A 2,030-nucleotide genomic window follows, 5' to 3' on the forward strand; every position below is an offset into this window, starting at 1 on the left:
TGAGAATTTAGCAGTTATAAGACATATAGCTTTAAATCTGCTGACGGAAGAAATCAGCTTCAAAGCAGGGATCAAAAGAAAGCAGAAAAAAGCGAACCGCAATAACGCTTACCTTTCGCAAGTCCTTGCAGGGCAAGGGGCTTCGTAATCTTGCCCTGGGATTCATAGTGATCCGTGCCAGAAGTTTTGGACACTGAGTTAAGTTCCAGTACTCTGATACAGCGATTGAAACTGCCCTGATGATTAAGGGGATATTCTCTCTGCCATTACGTGCTCTTCAAGGTTTTATCAACTCTATCTTTGAGCTAATGGATGTTCCGCTGACCTCTCCTGGCTACACATGTATTAGTAAACGCTCGAAGACGGTTCAGGTCAAATATCGCAATAGGTCTAGAGGGGCTATTCACCATATAGCCATTGATTCGACAGGCCTCAAAGTCTTTGGTGAAGGTGAGTGGAAAGTAAAAAAGCATGGTGCAGAAAAACGAAGAACATGGCGTAAGCTGCACTTAGCTGTAGATGTGGATACTCACGAAGCGATTAGTGCGGAAGTCAGCCTTGTAAATGTTGGCTATAGTGAAGTGCTACCAACATTACTCAACCCTTTACGCAGAAAGGTTCATACCGAATCTACCTATGGAGCATATGACACAAAAAGTTGTCATGAAACCCTGAAAAATAAAGGCTGTACTCCGTTGATACCACCTCGAAAGAATGCAGTACATTGGGAGGATGGTCATCCCAGAAACGAAGCAGTAACGGCTCTGAAAAATGGGACAATATCGGAGTGGAAAACAGAGTCTGGTTATCACTATCGCTCAATATCTGAGACCGCAATGTCTCGATACAAGGGATTAACAAGCGGTAAATTGAGTTTGAGAAATTACAACGCTCAAGTGGGCGACGTCTGAAAGTAATAGACTCAGAAAGCGTATTAATAATAACCAACAAAAGTCTGGTGAGTGTGTTACCTTGGTTGTTATCCCTACCGCTTAGTAGGGACTTCTTTTCTTTTCCGAACTCGCAAATCGGCACTCCTTAGTCGCCCTCCTAAGCCATACTGCAGGCTTTAATTATGTCCATCTCAACCGAAAAGTTAAGAAATATATTCAAACTCTCTAGAATTGAAAATGTAGATACCAACAACGTACCCCATATAGCTCCTTGGTTACCACTTGCTCAAAAAGTAAATCCGGTCATCCCTTCTGCAATTATATATTGCGAAGGTAATTTTGGTAAAATTGATGGTAAAACCGCTAATGGGTTAGTGAGGCATTCGTTAAGCTATCGTATTCTATCGGTTATTGATAGTGAGTCTGCTGGCTTAGATGCTGGTGAAGTTCTTGATAACAAAGCCAATGGAATACCGATCCTTGCCAATGCTGAAGAAGCTATCATTCACGCGGAAAGCATTCCCGATTATTTCATTTTTGGCATTGCGCCATCAAGTGGTTTTTTATCTGACTTAGATAAAAGCATCATTTTAAATGCCATGTCATTAGGAATGAACATCGTAAATGGCTTACATGAATTTCTAACCGACGATCCTCTGTTTTTAGAAGCCAGTTTAAAGAATAACGTTCGAATATTCGATACTCGCAAACCCAAAAGTAAAGGCGATCTGAAAACGTTTAGCGGGAAAATACACAACGTTAAATGTCCGAGAATTGCTGTAATGGGGACGGATTGCGCGCTAGGAAAACGAACAACAGCAACAATATTGGCGAATGAACTGACTAAAAAAGGCCTTAACGTCGTTCTGATTGCCACTGGTCAAACAGGTATTATGCAAGGCGCACAATACTGCGTTGCACTCGATGCAGTCCCTTCACAATTTTGTGCCGGTGAATTGGAATCTGTCATTGTACAGGCCTATGAAAAAGAAAATCCGGATCTGATAATTGTTGAGGGGCAAGGAGCCTTGAGTCACCCTGCGTTTTCAACCAGCGCTTTTATCTTACGTGGCAGTTGTCCAACGGGTGTGATACTGCAACATGCCCCTAAACGTTTATATCGTAGTGATTTTCCTG

General features: G+C 42.1%; 1 protein-coding gene and 2 pseudogenes. All 3 read left to right on the forward strand.

The genetic code is table 11. The features are described from left to right. Window positions 1-148: pseudogene (locus AB4138_RS23310) on the forward strand (ISAs1 family transposase); the annotation flags it as partial. Window positions 149-203: 55 nt separating this feature from the next. Next, window positions 204-911: pseudogene (locus AB4138_RS23315) on the forward strand (IS5 family transposase); the annotation flags it as partial. A 164-nt stretch (window positions 912-1,075) separates the two neighbouring features. Continuing rightward, window positions 1,076-2,030: DUF1611 domain-containing protein (locus tag AB4138_RS23320; protein ID WP_372307897.1), on the forward strand; the 955-nt coding region annotated here is incomplete at its 3' end.

This window comes from Vibrio sp. 10N.286.52.C3, from assembly GCF_041468865.1.
Classification (GTDB): Bacteria; Pseudomonadota; Gammaproteobacteria; order Enterobacterales; family Vibrionaceae; genus Vibrio; species Vibrio crassostreae_C.